The 17,088-nt window shown below is 68.1% G+C and carries 15 protein-coding genes; 7 read left to right on the plus strand and 8 right to left on the minus strand.

Features of this window, described 5'->3' with window-relative positions; translation table 11 throughout:
- Positions 1 to 2: 2 nt before the first annotated feature.
- A complete protein-coding gene (locus OD750_RS07940; protein WP_263542044.1) occupies positions 3 to 806 on the minus strand; it encodes a helix-turn-helix domain-containing protein in 804 nt (267 codons plus the stop codon).
- Positions 807 to 1,022: 216 nt separating this feature from the next.
- Here OD750_RS07940 and OD750_RS07945 point away from each other — a divergent pair, with 216 nt between their 5' ends.
- Positions 1,023 to 1,424 carry a DUF3224 domain-containing protein gene (locus OD750_RS07945; protein ID WP_263542043.1) on the plus strand — a complete coding sequence of 134 codons (402 nt, stop codon included), beginning with the start codon at positions 1,023 to 1,025 and terminating at the stop codon, positions 1,422 to 1,424.
- Between the two features lie 119 nt (positions 1,425 to 1,543).
- Here OD750_RS07945 and OD750_RS07950 read toward each other — a convergent pair whose 3' ends face one another.
- Positions 1,544 to 1,951: a GFA family protein gene (locus OD750_RS07950; protein WP_263542042.1), complete on the minus strand. Its 408-nt coding sequence runs from the start codon at positions 1,949 to 1,951 to the stop codon at positions 1,544 to 1,546.
- Positions 1,952 to 2,040: 89 nt separating this feature from the next.
- Here OD750_RS07950 and OD750_RS07955 point away from each other — a divergent pair, with 89 nt between their 5' ends.
- The gene (locus OD750_RS07955) at positions 2,041 to 3,033 is read left to right on the plus strand and encodes a helix-turn-helix transcriptional regulator (RefSeq protein WP_263542041.1); all 993 of its coding nucleotides are present in this window, start codon (positions 2,041 to 2,043) and stop codon (positions 3,031 to 3,033) included.
- A gap of 104 nt (positions 3,034 to 3,137) precedes the next feature.
- On the opposite strand, the gene OD750_RS07960 is transcribed toward OD750_RS07955, so the two are convergent.
- The 3 genes from OD750_RS07960 to OD750_RS07970 all read right to left on the minus strand — a co-directional run bounded on the left by OD750_RS07960 (position 3,138) and on the right by OD750_RS07970 (position 6,478).
- Positions 3,138 to 3,770, minus strand: coding sequence for a hypothetical protein (locus OD750_RS07960; protein WP_263542040.1), 633 nt, complete (start codon positions 3,768 to 3,770; stop codon positions 3,138 to 3,140).
- Between the two features lie 46 nt (positions 3,771 to 3,816).
- Positions 3,817 to 5,214 (minus strand): pectin acetylesterase-family hydrolase, encoded by a 1,398-nt coding sequence (locus tag OD750_RS07965; RefSeq protein ID WP_263542039.1) that lies wholly within the window; start codon positions 5,212 to 5,214, stop codon positions 3,817 to 3,819.
- Between the two features lie 211 nt (positions 5,215 to 5,425).
- Positions 5,426 to 6,478, minus strand: coding sequence for an AraC family transcriptional regulator (locus tag OD750_RS07970; protein WP_263542038.1), 1,053 nt, complete (start codon positions 6,476 to 6,478; stop codon positions 5,426 to 5,428).
- A 111-nt stretch (positions 6,479 to 6,589) separates the two neighbouring features.
- Here OD750_RS07970 and OD750_RS07975 point away from each other — a divergent pair, with 111 nt between their 5' ends.
- The 5 genes from OD750_RS07975 (at position 6,590) to OD750_RS07995 (ending at position 13,071) form a co-directional block, all read left to right on the plus strand.
- Complete coding sequence (locus OD750_RS07975) at positions 6,590 to 7,810, plus strand: parallel beta-helix domain-containing protein (RefSeq protein WP_263542037.1); 1,221 nt, start codon at positions 6,590 to 6,592, stop codon at positions 7,808 to 7,810.
- A gap of 2 nt (positions 7,811 to 7,812) precedes the next feature.
- Positions 7,813 to 8,955 carry an SO2930 family diheme c-type cytochrome gene (locus OD750_RS07980; protein ID WP_263542036.1) on the plus strand — a complete coding sequence of 381 codons (1,143 nt, stop codon included), beginning with the start codon at positions 7,813 to 7,815 and terminating at the stop codon, positions 8,953 to 8,955.
- Between the two features lie 49 nt (positions 8,956 to 9,004).
- A complete protein-coding gene (locus OD750_RS07985) occupies positions 9,005 to 11,455 on the plus strand; it encodes a TonB-dependent receptor (protein WP_263542035.1) in 2,451 nt (816 codons plus the stop codon).
- A gap of 289 nt (positions 11,456 to 11,744) precedes the next feature.
- Positions 11,745 to 12,539, plus strand: a complete 795-nt coding sequence (locus OD750_RS07990; RefSeq protein ID WP_263542034.1) for an undecaprenyl-diphosphate phosphatase — start codon at positions 11,745 to 11,747, stop codon at positions 12,537 to 12,539.
- Between the two features lie 49 nt (positions 12,540 to 12,588).
- A complete protein-coding gene (locus OD750_RS07995) occupies positions 12,589 to 13,071 on the plus strand; it encodes a low affinity iron permease family protein (RefSeq protein WP_263542033.1) in 483 nt (160 codons plus the stop codon).
- A gap of 6 nt (positions 13,072 to 13,077) precedes the next feature.
- On the opposite strand, the gene OD750_RS08000 is transcribed toward OD750_RS07995, so the two are convergent.
- The 3 genes from OD750_RS08000 to OD750_RS08010 all read right to left on the minus strand — a co-directional run bounded on the left by OD750_RS08000 (position 13,078) and on the right by OD750_RS08010 (position 16,883).
- The gene (locus tag OD750_RS08000) at positions 13,078 to 15,795 is read right to left on the minus strand and encodes a winged helix-turn-helix domain-containing protein (protein WP_263542032.1); all 2,718 of its coding nucleotides are present in this window, start codon (positions 15,793 to 15,795) and stop codon (positions 13,078 to 13,080) included.
- Positions 15,796 to 16,185: 390 nt separating this feature from the next.
- Positions 16,186 to 16,626 carry a PA2169 family four-helix-bundle protein gene (locus tag OD750_RS08005; RefSeq protein ID WP_263542031.1) on the minus strand — a complete coding sequence of 147 codons (441 nt, stop codon included), beginning with the start codon at positions 16,624 to 16,626 and terminating at the stop codon, positions 16,186 to 16,188.
- Between the two features lie 95 nt (positions 16,627 to 16,721).
- Positions 16,722 to 16,883, minus strand: a complete 162-nt coding sequence (locus OD750_RS08010; protein ID WP_263542030.1) for a DUF1328 domain-containing protein — start codon at positions 16,881 to 16,883, stop codon at positions 16,722 to 16,724.
- Positions 16,884 to 17,088 lie beyond the last annotated feature (205 nt).

Consider the following 17,088-nt stretch of genomic DNA (forward strand, 5'->3'; position numbering starts at 1 on the left):
TTTTACGCCCCCTCGGCGCGCGCGAACTCGCCCGGCGAACGGCCGACGAGCTTTTTGAAGTCGCGGTTGAAATGCGCCTGGTCGAAATAGCCGAGATCGAGCGCGAGCTGCGTCCAGTCGACCGCGGCGCCGGCCGCCAGGCGTTCGATCGCCTCGTGCAGCCGGTAACGGTTGATGACCCATTTCGGACTCGCGCCGACGTAGTCGCCGAAGCGCCGCTGCAGCGCGCGCAGGCCGACGCCGCAGTGCGCCGCGAGCCGCTCGGCCGTCGTCAGTTCGCGATTCGCGGCGATCTCGTCGACGATCGCCGCGATGCGCGCGACGCCGGGATCGGGCGCCGGCCGGTGCGCGTCGACGAGCCGCGTGGCGAGCGCGACGCAGCGCTCGACGTCGTCGCACGCGAGCACCTCGCGCTCGTAGGCGTCGCCGTCCGCGCCGAACACGTCGCCGATGCGCACCGACCGGTTCGCGATCGTCGACACCGGGCGGCCGAGAAACGGCCGGAAGCCGCCGGGCCGGAACTTGATGCCGAACACGCGGCCGACGCCGGCCAGCTCGCAGACGAAGCGGCCCGAATGCACGCCGAACGCGCCGGAGCCCGCCGGATCGACGACGACGTGCACGTTCGGATGCGGCATCGTTTCCTGCAGCTGCGGCGCCTGCCCGCGCAGGTCCCAGCCGACGAACCAGTAGTGCTCGATGTAGTGCGCATGCTCCGGCGCCGGCAGGTAACGGCCGTAGCGCAGGTTCGCCGTATCGAGATTGCGGCGCAGCACGCCGCGCGGCTGCGTGCGGGCGGGTCTCAAGCACACACTTGCCTCGCGTCGCGTTTTTACAATCATCGCGGCCGGTGCCTCGGGTTCAATCGCCGCACGATGATCGACGAGGACACACCGATGAACAACCGTCCGGGCAACCCGAAACGCCGCGCCGTCGCACTCGCCGTTGTCGCGACCGTCGCATTCTGCGCGGCAACCGCACCGCTACACTCCGCCACCGCCGCACCCGCCAGGGAGACTCGCATGACCCGCACGACAACCGGCCCGTTCGACGTGAAACTCCTGCCGCAGGAAGACCCCGCCGATCCGTCGGGCATCGCGCGCCTGCTGCTCGACAAGGCGTTCCACGGCGAACTCGAAGCGACGAGCCGCGGCCAGATGCTCGGTCTGCGCACCGCGAACAACACCTCCGGCGGCTACGTCGCGATGGAAAAGGTGACCGGCACGCTGGCCGGCCGCAAGGGCACGTTCCACCTGATGCACTACGGCGTCGGCAGGCGCGGTACGAACACGCTGACGCTGGAAGTGGTGCCCGATTCGGGCACGGACGAACTCGAAGGACTGACCGGCAGCATGCGCATCGTGATCAAGGAAGGCGGGGCGCACTACTACGAGTTCGACTACGCGTTCGAGCCGAAGGCTTGATACTCCTGCTCCATTTCATGCCCGTCGCTCGTCATCCCAGCGAAAGCTGGGATCCAGCCGTTGCTTTTGATGTGAAGTGAAAAAAGGATCTTAGTTTTCGCTGGGACGACGGGTTGGAACTACAAATGCCCCGTCACCGCGGGCGCCTCGAACCAGTTGTTGTTGCGACCGTCCATGTAGCGAACCGGCACCGCCGCGAATTCTTCGGCCGTCATGTTGTCGATGCACGCGAGATTCACCGAGACGTACGCGCCGCCGATGATCTCGATGTACCCCACGCCGTACGCGTGCACGCCGCAGTGCTTGCAGAAACGGTGCTCGCACGAGGCGCTGCCGAACTGGTAAACGGACGTGTCCGCGTCGCCCGACAGCAGCCGGAACGCCTCGGGTTTGACGATCGCGCCCCATTTGCGCAGCTTGGCGCAGATCGAACAGTTGCAGCGTCCGCTGCCGCCGTCGAGGTCGACCTCCACCTCGTAGCTCACCTTGCCGCAATGGCAACTGCCCTGGTAAGTCTTGACGCTCATCGCCGCTCTCCGCTGCCGTTTTCGAGGGTGCGCAAGCTTAGAATCCAATGCGGACAGGATGTGTCCTCAATGTCCGCTAGACTGGCTGCATGGTAAAGACCTCCGCCCGCCTGCTGCGCCTGCTCTCGCTGCTGCAGTCGCGTCGCCACTGGACCGGCGCCGACCTCGCCGCGCGCCTGGAAATCGACGCCCGCACCGTGCGCCGCGACGTCGAGCGCCTGCGCGAACTCGGCTACCCCGTGCGCGCGTCGGCGGGCCTCGGCGGCGGCTATCAGCTCGGCGCGGGCTCGGCGCTGCCGCCCGTGATACTCGACGACGACGAGGCCGTAGCCGTCGCGGTCGCGCTGCGCGCCGCGGCCGGCAGCGTCGGCGGCATGGAGGAAACGACGGTCGGGCTGCTGTCGAAGCTCGACCAGATTCTGCCGTCGCGCCTGCGCAAGCGCGCGACCGCGCTGTACGCGGTAACGCTGACGCTCGGCGACAGCGGCACCGCAGCGCCGGTCGACGTGCTGACGCAGATCGCCGCGGCATGCCGCGACCATCAGCGCGTCAAGCTCGCCTACCGCGACCGCGAAGGCAAGACGAGCGAGCGGCGCATCGAGCCGCTGCGGCTCGCGCACGCGGGCCGGCGCTGGTATCTCGTCGCGTGGGACCTCGTGCGCGAGGACTGGCGCACGTTCCGCGTCGATCGCGTCGAGGCGCTGCTCGACGTCGGACCGGCGTTCGTGCCGCGCGCGTTTCCCGAAGACATCGCGCAGTACGTCGCGCGCTCGATCACGCAGCCGTCGCAGCGCTTTCGCGTGCGGCTGCGGCTCGAAGGACCCGCGTCGAAAGTCTCCAAGCAGATTCCGCGCTGGTGCGGCGTGCTCGAAGCGGTCGACGATACGCACTGCCTCTTGAGCGTCGGCGCCGAGTCGACGCATTCGCTCGCGGCGATGCTGCTCCTGGTCGGCGTCGATTTCACGATCGTCGAGGGTCTTGAGCATCTGGCCGAGCTGAATCGGCAGGCGTTGCGACTGGCGCGGGCGACGCAAGAGACGAAGCCCTCTCCTCCGGCGGCGCCGGGGGAGAGGGTTGGGTGAGGCGGCAACGCATCGCACTTCCTCGGCGTCGGCGAAATACGAAACGCTTTCCCCCTCACCCCGGCCCTCTCCCCCAAGCAAGCTTGGAGGAGAGGGAGAAAGCGCTAATGCGACAAAGCCACTCTTTCCGCCTGTAGCCGCCGCCGCAGATATTCCTCGCGCGTCAACCCGTCCGGTATCGCCGCCATCGCCATGACCTCGGCAACGATCGCCGCCTCGCGCGCCTTGTATTCGACGAACGCCGCATCGCCGCGCTGCTGCTCGATGAATCGCGCCTCGCGCCGTTCGCCGTCGGCGCGGTATGCCGCGACGATATCGGCGATGCGGTCGACCTGCACCGCCTCGTCGTCGACCGTCGCGCGCACGAGGCCGATGCGCAGGTTCATCGCCTCGCCGGCCGAAAGCTGTCTTGCGCGCTCGTAGCGATCGATCGCAGCCGTCAGCGCCTGCGCTTCGCGTTCGCGCTCGGCCGGCGCGAGCGCGCGCGGATCGGTGAAGAAACGTCGCGCGCGCGCTTCGAAATCGACGCGTTCGACGTAAGCGCGCGCCTCCGGCGTGGCGAGCACGCTCGGATCGACGGCGATCTCGCGTTCCGGTGCCGCGGCCGGCGGCTGTGCGTGCATTTCGACGACCGGCGCGCGCACGGCCGGCGGCGGCACGACATCGGGTTCCGCGCGCATCAATACGACGGCGCCGAGCGCGACGCCTGCCATGGCAACAACGATCGTTTTCTTCATCGCCGCTCCGCAGGCGGAAGGCGCGGCGCGCCTTCCGCCGTCACGATCAAAGCAACTGATCGACCGTCCAGTACAGGAGATTGAACGCCTTGGCCCGGTCGGCCGCGTCGCTCGCCTCGCTCGCGTCGAGCACCGCGCCCGAGCCGTCGAGCACGCTGTCGATGAACGTTTTCAGCTCGAGGCCGCGCTCCTGCACGTCGCCGTTCTTGAAATCGACGATCGTCGTGCAATGGCTTTCGTTGAGCGCTCGGTACTGCGGGAAGTAGCCGCCGAAGTTCGCCAGGCCGTTGAGCGTCGTCTTCAGGCGATTGGTGTCGATGTCCCAGCGCGCGTGGATCAGCGCTTCCTTCGTCGCCTGGTCGGGCGCGTTCTGGATCGCGGGATAAAACCGCTCGTACGAGTAGCTGGAGTAGTTCAGATCCTTCCAGAAATGCGTATGCCCGAGCCGGTCGGCCGGATACTTCGCCGAAAGCGCGTTGTACAGCGTGCCGAGATTGACGGTAGAGAGCAGCGGCAGGTTCGCCGCGAGGTACGCGACCGGCCCGCCGGGGAGATCAAGGCCCCATGCGCTGCGGATCTGCGTCGACAGCGGCACCGACGGATACTGCGCCGGGTCGCCGCCGATCGGCGACGCGAAGATCGGGCCCGAGTCGTCGATGAGATAGCCGCGATCGGGCGCGAGATCGCGCCGCACCGCCTGATAGTTCGTGAGGCTGCCGGCGCCGCCGGCGCTGCAGCCGGTCGAGAGCATCTGCGTCGGGCGCGGCAGGCGGTCCTTCAGCCACGCGATGACCGCGCGCGTATTGCGCACGCCGTTGTGATGCCACACGAGCGGCGGGTTCGCGTTGGTCGGATCGGCGTACACGGCCACCTTGTCGCCGCTGTAGATGTCGCCGGTGCAATAGGGAACATAGACCATGTTCCACCCTTGCGTTTTTACCGCGTCGAACGGACTGACGCGCGTGACGAACGGGCTGACGAGGCTCGCGCCGGGATTCATCAGCGCCATGTAGTCGTCGGGAATGCCGTTCGGATTGCGCGCGCCGCGGATGCCGGACTGGCCCGAGCAGCTCGGATAGTCCCAGCACGCGCCGCCGCCTTCCATGTAGACGATGGTGTTGCGCGTATTCGCCACGCGGTTGACGAAGAACTTGTACTGCGAGCCGTTGCCGCAGACCGCGCCGGTCTCGGGCGCGAGCTTGATCGTCTGCCACGCGCCATAGTTGCCCGGGCTGAAGCCGTCGGCGTAGCCGGCGGGATTCGACAGCAGCGGATACGGCCCCTGCCGCTGCGCCGGCGTCACCGGATTGTCGGCGCCGGGCGGCGAGAACAGGTTGAGAAACGTCTGCCAGGCGGAGTAGTCGCCGAGTTCGGCATGCGCGGGCATTGCGGCGAGCGCGACGAGGCCGCCGGCGAGCGCGGCGAGGGTGCTGCGGGTTTTCATGGTCACTGCCTCCAGGGTTGGGACGACGACAGCGTTCGATTGACGTCGCTCAGCCCCACCTGGCGCGACACCTCGACGCCGTGCGAGCGGCGTGAAGCGTGCGCAGTCTTGTGCGCCGTGCGTTCGCGCAGGAGGGCAGGACCGGCACCGCAAGGGGGTCAAAACGGACAAGCTGCGTTGTGTACATTGCTGCAACGCAGCAGCGCGCGGATCAGAGCGCCGCGTCCGGTTCGCGAATCTCGCTCGGCGTGCGTCCCGTCCAGCGCTTGAACGCGCGGCGAAACTCGCGCACGTCACCGAAGCCCACCTGGCTGCCGATCTGCGCCACCGTCAGCTTGCGGTCGCGCAGCAACTCCAGCGCGCGCTCGCAGCGCACGCGGTCGTGGATCATCGTGAAGCTGGCGCCCTCGTCGGCGAGCTGCCGGCGCAGCGTGCGCTCGCTGCGGTACAGCGACAGCGCGACGTCGAGCAGGCGCGGATTCTGGCTCACCCGCGCGCGCAGCGTACGCTCGACCGCCGCCGCGGTTTCGCTCTGCGCCGGACGCGTCGCTTCGAGTTCGCGCGCGAGCGCGGCGAGCGCCTGGCGCGCGGTCACCGGGTTGTACGTCGGAAACGGCAGCGACAGCCAGTGCGCGTCGATGACGAGGCGGTTGTGCGGTCGGTCGAAGCGCAGTTCGCAGTCGAACAGCTCGCGGTACTCGGCGACGTACGACGGTGCGCGATAGGCGAACTCCAGCCGCCGCGGCTTCAGGCCCGGACCCGCGAGCGCACGCGCGACCGCGAACACGCTCGCGAACATTTCCTCGCACAGAAACGGCAGCACGGCAGCCTCGTTGAGCGGCGCGCGCGCGAGCAGCGCGACTTCCTCGGGGCACAGGTCTTCGATCGACAGATCGAGCAGCGCGCCGGTCGCGCGCTGGTGCGTGATGCCGATCGTGATGGCGTCGGAAAAGTTGCGCGCCGTTTTCATCGCAAGGCCGAGCACGCCGAAGTTGCCGATGTCCTGGCGCTTGCCGAGCACGAGCCCGAGATTCGGCAGCGGCAGCGACTGCATCGCGCGGCGGATGATCGCCACGGCCTGGCGATACGACACTCTCGCACTGGGGTCGCAGGCTTCGCTCGGACTCAAGGCGACGCCGGCGAACCACGGGTGCGCGTCGACGCCGAACTCCTCGGCGAGCTGCACGAGGCCGCTCAGGATATTCGTCGGCAGGTTCACCGCGGTGAGCCGCGGATCGTCGTTTCCAACCGCGCTCTGCGCCATCGCCGCTTTCTTTCGCTTGGCCGGTTTTCCCCCCAAGTATGCCGCTGCCGCCCTCGTTTGTGATGCGGCGAGCGCACAAAACTTTAACGATCGAACCGGGCGGAGCGGACCATGCGACATTGTGTACTTGCACTGACGACGGCCGCGCTGCTCTGCGCGTGCGGCGGCGCCGAACCGCCGCAGCCGCCGGCCGACACGGGCTACGCCGCGACGCTGCACCAGAAGCTGCTCGACGCCAAGCCCGGCGACGTGATCGAGATTCCGGCCGGCCGCTTCGCGTTCGACCGCAGCCTCGTGCTGCGCGCGAGCGGCATCACCATCCGCGGCGCGGGCATGGACAAGAGCGTGCTCACTTTCAAGGGCCAGAAAGCCGGCGCCGAGGGGCTGCTCGTCAACGGCGACAACTTCCTGATCGAAAACCTGACGATCGAGGATTCCAAGGGCGACGGCCTCAAGATCAGCGAATCCAACCACGTCACGATCCGCGGCGTGAAGGTGCAGTGGACCGGCGGGCCGAGCACGAAGAACGGCGGCTACGGCCTGTATCCGGTCAAGACGACGAACGTGCTGATCGAAGACAGCGTCGCGATCGCGGCGTCCGATGCGGGCATCTACGTCGGCCAGTCGAAGGACGTGATCGTGCGGCGCAGCCGCGCCGAGTTCAATGTCGCCGGCATCGAGGTCGAGAACACGGTCAACGCCGACGTGTACGACAACGTCGCGACGAACAACACGGGCGGCATCCTCGTGTTCAACATGCCGGCGCTGTCGCAGCAGGGCGGGCAGATCCGCGTGTTCAAGAACAGGATCGTCGACAACAACACCGACAACTTCGGCGCGAAGGGCACCCCGGTCGCGAGCGTGCCGGCGGGCTCGGGCATGGTCATCAATTCCAATGACGACGTCGAGATCTTCGACAACGACATCGCCGACAACCGTACCGCGAACATCATCGTGTCGAGCGTGTACTCGACCGGCTACAAAGACAGCAGCATGGCCAAGGATTTCGATCCGTATCCCGAACGCATCAACATCTACGGCAACCGCCTGAAGGGCGGCGGCAATTCGCCCGACGGCGTCGATCTCAAAGCGCTGCGCATGGCGACGATGGGCCTGACCGGCAGCTTCCCCGACGTGCTGTGGGACGGCTACTTCAACAAGGATCGCAAAGTGGACGGCCAGCCGGCGCCGGGACCGCAGATCTGCCTCGCCGACGTGTCGGGCGTCATCAACGCCGACGGGCCGAACGGCTACGACAATCCGACGACCGACATCGCGCCGTTCCGCTGCAGCCTGCCGAAGCTGCCGGCCATCGACCTGAAGCGGACTTGAGCATGATGCGCACGACGGCGCGGAAGATCGCGCTGCTGCTCGTGGTGTTCGCCCTCGCCGCGTGCGCGCGGCAGGCGCCGCCGGTGACGTTCCATGCCGACGGCATGCCGGGCAAGCTGTCGGACTGGAGCGTCGTCGTCAGCGACGGCGCGACGCTGCGCCTGAACGCCGGTGTCGTCCCGTACGATCTGAACTCGGCGCTGTTCAGCGACTACGCGCACAAGCTGCGCACGATCTGGATGCCAAACGGCGTCGCGGCGAAATACGACGCCGATGCCGCGTTCGATTTTCCGGTCGGCACGATCATCTCCAAGACGTTCTATTTTCCGCTGCCGGACGCGCAGTGGGACGGCAAGTCCGTCGCGCGCGTCGATCCCGCCGGCAGCGATCTCGTCGGCGAAAAACTGGACTTGTCCAAGGTGCGCCTGATCGAAACGCGCCTGCTGGTGCGGCGCGAAGCCGGCTGGATCGCCCTGCCCTACGTCTGGAACGACGCGCAGACCGACGCGAAACTCGAGCGCATCGGCGCGATCGTGCCGCTCGAACTCGTCGACGCGGCCGACGCGCGCACCGAGATTTCGTACCAGGTGCCCGACCAGAACCAGTGCGGCAGCTGCCACAACACCGACAATCTCGCGCGCGTGCTGCAGCCGATCGGCCCGAAGGCGCGCCATCTGAACCGCGACTTCGACTACACGGACGGCCGCGCGAACCAGCTCGCGAAGCTCGCGCAGGCCGGCTATCTCACGGGCGCGCCGCAACCCGCGGCGGCGCCGCGCGCGGCCGACTGGCACGACGCCGGCGCCCCGCTCGACGCCCGGGCCCGGGCCTATCTTGATATCAATTGTGGACATTGCCACAGTGCGAAGGGGCCGGCGAACACGTCGGGCCTGATGCTCGACGTGCACGCGCAACCCGGCATCCACATGGGCTGGTGCAAACAGCCGGTCGCGGCCGGCAAGGGGACCGGCGACCGCCTGTTCGACATCAAGCCGGGCGATGCGGCGGGTTCGGTCGTCGTGTACCGGATGGACAGCGACGATCCGGCCGTGATGATGCCCGAAATCGGCCGCTCGACCGCGCATCGCGAAGCGGTGAAGCTCGTCGGCGACTGGATCGACGCGCAGCAAGGGGCTTGCAACTGACACCAGAACAACCGGCACGACGAATGCCGGACGACCCGGGGAGTGGACCATGAAACTGAGTCAACCTGATCTGAATCGACGCGCGCTCGTCGTGTGCCTGCGGTACGCGCTCGCGAGCGGATTCATCGCGTGCGCGTCGGGAACCGCGCTCGCTCAAGAACCGGCAAGGGACGCCGACACGACGCTCGAACGCGTCGTCGTGACGGCCCAGAGCCGCGAGCAGGAACTGCAGGAAGTGCCGATCGCGATCCAGGTGATCAACGACAAGCTGATCGACGAGACGACCGCGTACGACATCCAGGACATCGACACGTTCGTGCCGGGACTGTCGGTCACGGGCCAGAAGACGCAGCCCTACTTCGCGATCCGCGGCATCTCGACCGGCGACTTCGGCATCGGCACCGACCCCGCGGTCGGCGTGTACATCGACGGCGTGTACTCGGCGCGCTCGGGCGGTTCGGTGCTCGCGTTCAACGACGTCGAGCGCATCGAGGTGCTCAAGGGTCCGCAGGGCACGCTGTTCGGCCGCAACAGCGCGGCGGGCGCGGTGTCGATCGTCACCAAGCAGCCGGGCATGGACGTCGAAGGTCGCCTGCGCACGCGCTTCGGCAACGACGGCCAGCGCTACGTCGACGGCCTGATCAACACGCCGCTCGGCGAAACGACCGCGCTGCGCGTGAGCGCGCTGCGCAACGAGAGCGACGGCTGGCTGCGCGACGCGGCGACCGGCCGGGATCTCAACGGCGACGACAACTGGGCCGCGCGCGCGGCGTTCCGCTGGGATATTTCGAACGACACGACCGCGGTGCTGAGCTACGACCACGAAAATCTCGACCAGCTCGCGCGGCCGGCGATCGGCATCGTCGCGCTGCCGGCGGCGCCGGGCCGTCCGCCGTCGCCGCCCGATCCGAACCTGTACCTCGATCCGCGCCACGCGCCGGTGTTCAACGACGTCGAAGGCAACGAGGAATCGCGCAAGTTCGACGGCGCGACGTTGCAGGTCAACCACGACGCGGGCTGGGGCCACATCAGCTCGACCACGGCGTGGCGGCAGTTCGACACGGTCAACCGCGAGGACGAGGACGGCACGAACCGCCGCAACCTCTATCTCGACACCGCGAACATCGAAGACAATCGCAGCGTTTACCAGGAATTCAAATTTTCCGGCAACAACGAGCGCGTCGACTGGGTCGCGGGCGCGAGCTACTACCGCGAGCAGGCCAAGCAGACCTCGCAGGTCAACGTGTTCACCGACAGCCTCGATACGCTGATCCGCAACCAGGGCATCGCGCCGACGCCGGACGGCACGCTGTTCGGCTATTTCACCGACGTGCTCGGCTCGTTCGGCGTACCGCTGTCGCTGCTCGACCACCGCTGGCGCGAAGAAATGAACAACACGGCCGACTCGCGCGCCTACGCGCTGTTCGGCGACACGATCTGGAAATTGAACGACCACGCCAACTTCACGGTCGGCCTGCGCTACACGCGCGACACGAAGAAGTTTTCGTGGCTCAACGGCCCGCGCAGCGCAGCGTCGCTCGACGCGACGCTCGCGCAGATCCAGCCGCTGATCGCCGAGCTGCCGCCGGAGCTGCAGGAACAGGCGCTGATCGCGCTCGCGGTCGCGAGCGGCGACATCGTGTTTTCCAACGGCGCGCTCGAAGGCGTGAAGGTGAAGGACAGCGATTCGTGGAGCGATGTCAGCCCGCGCTTCGTGTTCGACTACCACGTCGATCCCGACACGATGGTGTTCGCCTCGCTCGCCAAGGGCTACAAGGCCGGCGGCTACAACAGCCTCGACATCGGCGCGAAGTTCGACAACGAAGACGTGTGGAACTTCGAAACGGGCATCAAGCAGGCGCTGCCCGACTACGACCTGCAGTGGAACGCGTCGATCTACAAGTACGTGTATTCCGACCGCCAGGCGATACGGCTCGATCCGAACAGCGCGGGCTCCGGCGTGCCACGCTATCTCGTGGACACGAGCGACGAGGAAGCCTGGGGCGTCGACATCGGCCTCGTGTGGCAGCCGACGAGCGCGTTCACGCTCGACGCGAACGCGGCGTTCATCGACGCGACGTTCAAGGACAAGACCGCGCCGAGCGGCGTGGATCTTTCCGGCCAGGCGACCGGCGAGCCGTATTTCTCGTTCTCGTTCGGCGGCACGTATCGCTGGGCGCTCGGCGGCGGCGGCGATCTGGCGCTGTCGCTGCGCCACGCGTATCGCGGCAAGAGCCGCTGCAACGCCGACTCGGTGCTGCAGGGCGATTGCACGCTGAGCCCGAATTTCGACGTCGGCGCGGCGCAGCAGCGCACCGACGTGCGGCTGGGCTGGAACGACGCGTCGAAGCACTGGCGCGTCGCCGCGTTCGCGACGAACGTGTTCGACAAGCGCTACGTCGAGGGCGTCGGCAACTACACGACCGACGTGTTCGGCACGACCTACGCGACGATCAGCGCGCCGCGGATGTATGGGGTGGAGGTCGAATACCAGTTCTGATTCGTCCGCCGCCGGACATACCGCATTGCGACGGCTGCTGAACAAAGGACTCCCTCTCCCCCAAGCTCGCTTGGGGGAGAGGGTCGGGGTGAGGGGGAAACGCCGCGTACCTCCTCGATCTCGACGAAGTGCGACGCCTCGCCCCCTCACCCCAGCCCTCTCCCCCGGCGCGGCCGGGGAGAGGGAGTTTCTCGCGGCGTCGCGATGTACGCCGCTCGATGCCCCGGCAACGCCCTACCCCGCGTAAGCTATCGCGCTTCGCCGTCCACCGGCCTGCCCGCGCGCGCCCATGTCCGACCTCCTCGCCGCCGTCGTCCTCGGCATCATCGAAGGCATCACCGAGTTCCTGCCGATTTCGAGCACCGGGCATCTGCTGATCGCCGAGTACTGGCTCGGCGCGCGCTCGGACCTCTTCAACATCGCGATCCAGGCCGGCGCGATCCTCGCGGTGACGCTGATCTACCGCGAGCGGCTGTGGCACCTCGCGACGCATCTGTCGCAGCGTGAGGACCGCGACTACGCCGCGAAGCTCTCGCTCGCGTTCGCCATCACCGCCGTGCTCGGCCTCGTCGTGTCGAAGGCCGGCTTCAAGCTGCCGACGACGGTGACGCCGATCGCCTGGGCGCTCCTCGTCGGCGGCGTGTGGATGATCGCGGCGGAATGGTTCGCGCAGCGGCGGCCCGATCGCACGACGATCACCTGGACGGTCGCCGCGCTCGTCGGCCTCGCGCAGGTCGTCGCCGGCATGCTGCCCGGCACGTCGCGCTCGGCCGCGACGATCTTCGTCGCGATGCTGGCCGGCACGAGCAACCGCGCCGCGGCGACCGAGTTCGCGTTTCTCGTCGGCATCCCGACGATGTTCGCCGCGAGCGGCTACGAACTCGTCAAGACGCTGCGCGGCAATGGCGCGGCGAACGAGGACTGGACCGCGCTCGGCGTCGCGTTCGCCGTGTCGACGGTCACCGCGTTCGTCGCGGTGAAGTGGCTGCTCGGCTACATCCGCACGCACCGCTTCACGCCGTTCGCGGTCTATCGCATCGCGCTCGGGATCGCGCTGCTGCTGGGCCTGCCGGCGGGCGCGTGACGGCGCCCCCGAGGTATCTTGCCGCCAATCCCATCGAAAGGAGGCACGCATGAACGCGAACGAGGCAACCGCAACCGGCCCGGCTCACCGGCATTCGCTGTTCGACCGCCTCGCCGGCCGCGTCACGCACGCGGTCGGAACGCCGGCCGCCTTCGCGATCGCCATGCTCATCGTGATCATCTGGGCCGCGACGGGACCGCTGTTCGGATATTCGGAAACCTGGCAGCTCATCATCAACACCGGCACGACGATCGTGACGTTCCTGATGGTGTTCGTGATCCAGCAGTCGCAGAACAAGGACAGCGTCGCGCTGCATCTGAAGCTCAACGAACTGCTCGCGTCGCATCATTCGGCGAGCAACCGGCTGATCGCGATCGAGGATCTCGACGAGGAAGAGCTGCTGGTGCTGCGCAAGTTCTATTGCCGGCTCGCCGAACTCGCGGCGCAAAGCCACGGGCTCAAACAGACGCACTCGCTCGACGAAGCCGACGACGCGCACGAAGCGAAGCTGAAGGCGCCGCGCAAGCGCTGAGGCGGTCTAGCGCGCGCCGGTCGGACGCGATTGGAGTTCGGCGCGGGCCGATACGCCGCGGATGCCCGAACGGGCGGCAAGCTCGATCGCACGCGGCGGCAGGTCGACGCCTCGCGCTTGCGCAGGAATCGTCAGCGCGAACAGTTCCGCCAGCGCGTCGCCGCGCGTGCGCGCTTCGTCGGCCAGCGCGGCGAGCGCGGCGAACGCGTCCGCGTCGCCGCGCCGGTGACGCACGATCGCGTCGACGGTTTCGGCCCGCACGCGCGCGAGCCAGTCGCCGGCCGGCATGCGCATGCGCGCGTCGGCGAGCCATTGCGCCGCCTCGTCGACGCGATCGAGCCGCAGCGCGGTTTCGGCCGACGAAAGCAATGTTTCGACGTAAACGCCGGGCATGTCGCGCGTACGCAGACGTTCGCGCAGCGCGGCGAGCATCGGCTCGGCACCGACGGGATCGCCGGCGCGCGAACGCTCGCGCGCATACAGGCTTTCAAGCTCCCAGCGATTCGTATCGTCCCGCAGCGCCTCGAGGCGCGCGCGGATCGCGTCGAGTTGCGCAAGCGCCGCGGCCGGATCGCCGCCGAGGCGCGCGACGATCGCGAGCTGCACGCTGCAGGTCAGCGCCGTCGTTTCGGTTTCGCTCGCCGCGCAACGCTCGGCCGCCAGGCGCGCCGCCGCAAGGTCGACGCGACGGAGCAGCAGCTCGACTTCGACGGCGCCGAATTCGGCTTCGTCGCCCGGTTGCGTGCGATAGTGCGCCAGGGCCGCCGCCGCCGCGTCGTAGCGCCCCTGGCGCACCGCCAGAGCGACGGCGAGCTTGCCGACCGCGATGCGAACCAAACCTTGCAGGGGCGCTTCGCCCAGCGCCTCGAGGCGGCGTTCGGCCGCCGCGTAGTCGGCCAGATACACGTCGGCCTGCAATGCTTCGAACCCCAGCACCGAAAGATCGCGCGGATCGCCCGACGTCTCGGCAACGGCCGTTGCGCGCGCGATCAACTCCCGCGTCTGCGCAAACTCGCCGCGATAGGCCCTGCGCAGCGACTCGGCGCGCAGGCCGAACACTTCCAGCTCGATATTGCCGGCCGCACGCGCTTCCTCAAGCAGCGACCGCAGACGTTCGCCGTCCGATTCGCGGCGGCGCGTTTCGCCGTACATGCGCACGCGCAGCGCGCCGAGCCGATCGCCTGCGGCATCGAACTGGTTCGCCGCGCGCTCGAATCGATCGTCGACACCGGCGCGGCCGGCCAGCATCGACGCGCGCGCGGCGAGAAACTGCGCGAGCCCGCGCTGTCGCGACCACCCGGCGCGCGCGGCGATCGTATCGGCACGCTCGGCATCCTGCACCGCGCGCTCCAGCGCGTTGCTGCCGACTTCCGCTTCGCCGCGCGCCAGCAGTGCGTCGACCCGCAGCGCCGTCGGCTGCAAGCTCCAGTCGATCGGCGTCAGAGCGCGCAGCGCGTCGTCGGCGCGCCCCGCGGCCAGGAGCGCGCGCGCGAATCGGATCGCGTAGGTCGGCTGCATCGGATAACGCTGCGTCAGTTTCTCGTAGGCCGCGACGGCTTCGGCATAGTCGCGCTGAATCATCAGGCGTTGCGCCGTCACGATATCGGCCGCGACAGGCGGCAGGCGCGCGATCCAGTCGGCCGCAAGCGCCAGTTGTTCGCGCGCGGCGCCAAGGCGACCGAGATCGCCGAGCAGCTCGGCCTGCTGTACGCGTGCCAGCGAAAAACGGGGAGCGGACTGCAGCACACGGTCGAACGCGCGCACCGCGTCGGCCGGACGCCGCGCGTCGCGCAGAGCCAGCGCTTCGACGTAGTGCTGCGCCGCCTCGGCGTCGAGCGCGAGCGGCGGCTCGTCGTGCGCGACCGGACGGGCGACGAGCGCGGCCACGATGTCGCGCGCGAGCGTGTCGACGCGCGCCGCGACATCGGCGAGCGGGGCCGTCACGGCGAAATCGCGTTGCGGCTCGACGCCGGCCAGGTGCGCGCGCAGGCGCACGGTCGCCGCATCGCCGGGCTGCGCCACGGCCGACAGCAGCACGATGTGTACCTGGCCCGAGCTCCCCTCGTCGCCATCCGCCAGACGCGGCGCGTCGACGACGACGACGCCGGGTTCGCGCGAGAGCTTCCATTCGAGCCATGCGCGCATCAGGGCCGAGGCCCAGTGTCGCGGCGTCGCCGCCGTGCTCTTGTCGCCCTCGGCATCGAGCAGCACGACGCGCGCCGGCCCGGCCTCGGTATGCGCGAGCCGCGGCGCGAGTACCTTGACCACGAGCACCGCCGCGGCGAGCGCGAACGCGGCGGCGAGCAGCAGCGGGCGCACGCGCGGACCCGATCGCCCGACCGCCGCCGTCGCGGTCGGCGCCGGCACCGTCCGCTCGGAGACGACCTCGACCGGCATCGGCGGTTCGAACACGTAGCCGCCCTTGGCGACGGTGCGCAGCCAGGTCTTCGCCGGTTCGCCCAGTGCGTTGCGCACGAGCCAGACGCTTTGCGACAGGTTCGCGTCCTCGACGACCGCGCCCTTCCAGACGCGCTGGAACAATTCGTTGCGCGAATGCAGCAAGTACGGTTCGGCAATCAGCAAGCACAACAGATCGAACGGCCGCTGCGGCAGCTCGGTAGCCGTGCCGTGGAGGACAACGCGGCGATAACGCAGATCGACGATGAGATCGCCGAGCCGCAGCTCGCGTGCTTCGGGCGGCCATGGAAGGGTCGGCTCGGACATGCGCAGACGGTTTCCGACGACGTAGGGGTTTGCGGCCGCGGCGGGAACGGCGCGATATCGTCGCTACGGGCGCAAGAATACCTCGGCTCGCTTGCGCGCGACATGGCGGTGAAGCGCCGGTCATTCCTGCAACACGCTCGTACGAATGACGCGGCGGCCCCGGCGCGCGCTCGCATCGCCGCCGCGGCCTGTGCGGCGCGACGCAAAAAAGCGGCAACGCCTCTCGGGGCGTTGCCGCGTCGTTTCGCGCAAGTTCCCCGTTGGGGCTGCGCCGCGCCGCTTCACAGCGGTGCGCGATCCGGTTTGTCAGGGGGAATGTCAGCGCACGACCGGATCGCTGTCGCTCGGTTCAATTACTGCATCCTTAGCAAAGTCAGCGTCACGCGCGCGTCAAGCCGCGAGACGGTGCTTGAGGTCGCGCATCTCGTCGTGCGCGCGCTTGAGTTCGGGATAGTGGCGTTCCGCCAGACGGCGAACTTCGAGGCTTTCGTCGTCGTTGAGTTCGTCGCGGAACGCTTCGAGAATCCGGTCTTCGGTCTGCTCGAGCTGCGCGACGTATACCGCCTCGCTGTCCTTGGTCATGCTCGCGCGGACGTCGGCGTACATCTTGCGAAGCGAGCCGAACACCGTGCCGCCCGAGGCGACATCGCCGCCGTGCGCGGCGACGTGCGACGCGAGATCGGCGGAGACGGCGCGCTTGATGGTCGCCATCCGCAGGAACAGGTTTTTGTACGCCGGCAGCTTCACCTTCGCCGCGGCTTCGGTGTAGAAGTTCTCGCCGTCGTTGAGCAGTTCGATCAAATCGTTGAGCTTGCTGGTGGTCGTGGACATGTGTCTTTCCTCGTATCGTATGCGTGCGGCCCGCGGGCCTTGAGGCCATCCCTGGCCGTTGCGCTCAGGGTGCGCGTCGTCCTTGCGGCCGATCGCTAGACGCGGCGGCGTCCCGCGATCAGCGAAATCACGAACAGCACCAGGAACACGAAGAACAGGATCTTCGCGATACCGGCAGCGACGCCGGCGAGGCCGCCGAAACCCAGCAGCGCCGCAATCAGGGCGACGACCAGAAACACGAGAGCGTAGTGCAGCATGGCGTTCTCCATTCGCTCGTTTGAGGGAATCCGCGGACGCTTCGGCGTTCCGGGGGCGAATGGATATAGTCAATCGACGTGCCAACTTCGCATTTCGAAAAAACTGTCGAAGTATCAGTTGCTTCGGGCCGGCGAATTTTCGTCGGCCAAAGGCGGATTGCAGGAAAGAAAAAGTGCATCATGCGGGGTGCACGACATCTTGGAG

The organism is Tahibacter soli, assembly GCF_025717065.2.
In the GTDB taxonomy this organism is placed as follows: Bacteria; Pseudomonadota; Gammaproteobacteria; order Xanthomonadales; family Rhodanobacteraceae; genus Tahibacter; species Tahibacter soli.

Coding starts and splice junctions, on each gene's coding strand:
- OD750_RS08005 (WP_263542031.1), bottom strand. CDS start 16,626: ATGTCCACGACCACCAGCAAGCTCAACGATTTGATCGAACTGCTCAAC.
- OD750_RS07980 (WP_263542036.1), top strand. CDS start 7,813: ATGATGCGCACGACGGCGCGGAAGATCGCGCTGCTGCTCGTGGTGTTC.
- OD750_RS07955 (WP_263542041.1), top strand. CDS start 2,041: ATGGTAAAGACCTCCGCCCGCCTGCTGCGCCTGCTCTCGCTGCTGCAG.
- OD750_RS07945 (WP_263542043.1), top strand. CDS start 1,023: ATGACCCGCACGACAACCGGCCCGTTCGACGTGAAACTCCTGCCGCAG.
- OD750_RS07995 (WP_263542033.1), top strand. CDS start 12,589: ATGAACGCGAACGAGGCAACCGCAACCGGCCCGGCTCACCGGCATTCG.
- OD750_RS07970 (WP_263542038.1), bottom strand. CDS start 6,478: ATGGCGCAGAGCGCGGTTGGAAACGACGATCCGCGGCTCACCGCGGTG.
- OD750_RS07960 (WP_263542040.1), bottom strand. CDS start 3,770: ATGAAGAAAACGATCGTTGTTGCCATGGCAGGCGTCGCGCTCGGCGCC.
- OD750_RS07990 (WP_263542034.1), top strand. CDS start 11,745: ATGTCCGACCTCCTCGCCGCCGTCGTCCTCGGCATCATCGAAGGCATC.
- OD750_RS08010 (WP_263542030.1), bottom strand. CDS start 16,883: ATGCTGCACTACGCTCTCGTGTTTCTGGTCGTCGCCCTGATTGCGGCG.
- OD750_RS07985 (WP_263542035.1), top strand. CDS start 9,005: ATGAAACTGAGTCAACCTGATCTGAATCGACGCGCGCTCGTCGTGTGC.
- OD750_RS08000 (WP_263542032.1), bottom strand. CDS start 15,795: ATGTCCGAGCCGACCCTTCCATGGCCGCCCGAAGCACGCGAGCTGCGG.
- OD750_RS07975 (WP_263542037.1), top strand. CDS start 6,590: ATGCGACATTGTGTACTTGCACTGACGACGGCCGCGCTGCTCTGCGCG.
- OD750_RS07950 (WP_263542042.1), bottom strand. CDS start 1,951: ATGAGCGTCAAGACTTACCAGGGCAGTTGCCATTGCGGCAAGGTGAGC.
- OD750_RS07965 (WP_263542039.1), bottom strand. CDS start 5,214: ATGAAAACCCGCAGCACCCTCGCCGCGCTCGCCGGCGGCCTCGTCGCG.